Source organism: Pedococcus sp. P1_H8 (genome assembly GCF_056405175.1).
The window spans coordinates 1-529 of record NZ_JBFUCP010000120.1 but is presented as its reverse complement, the minus strand read 5'-3'; the positions used below and the strand labels follow the sequence as shown (position 1 = coordinate 529).

Below are 529 nucleotides of genomic sequence, written 5' to 3'. Positions count from 1 at the left end.
ATGGTGACGGGGTCACCCACCTCGACGTTCTCGAAGAACCACGCGGCGTTCTCGGTGCTCAGGTTGATGCAGCCGTGGCTGACGTTCTCGTGACCCTGTGAGTCGACGGACCAGGGTGCGCCGTGGACGAAGATGCCCCCCGAGGTGAGGCGGACCGCGTACTCGACGTCGAGCCGGTAGCCCTCCGGCGCGTCCACGGGCACCCCGTAGGTCGACGAGTCCATCACCATGTTGCGGAACTTCTCCATGACGTGGAAGGTGCCGAGCGGCGTCTCGTGTCCGGGTTTGCCCATCGACGCGGGCATTGTCCTGACCACCTGGCCGCCGATGCTGACCGTGAACTGGTGCGTCGAGACGTTCGCGACGGCCGACACCCCGCCGCCGGGCTGGGTTCTCGACCCGGCGGACGCCACCCCCGTCGCCCCGACGACCTCGAACAGCACCAGCGCTGCGACGGCGAGAAGCACCCGTGCACCCTGTCGCTTCTTCCACATCGCCGTACCGCCCTTCGAGATGACGCGGCTAACCC

General features: G+C 67.7%; 1 protein-coding gene. It reads right to left on the bottom strand.

The genetic code is table 11. The features are described 5' to 3' along the window. Positions 1-467 (bottom strand): L,D-transpeptidase (locus AC1DYG_RS19150; protein ID WP_477641447.1); only part of this gene is annotated, 467 nt, incomplete at its 3' end. Positions 468-529 lie beyond the last annotated feature (62 nt).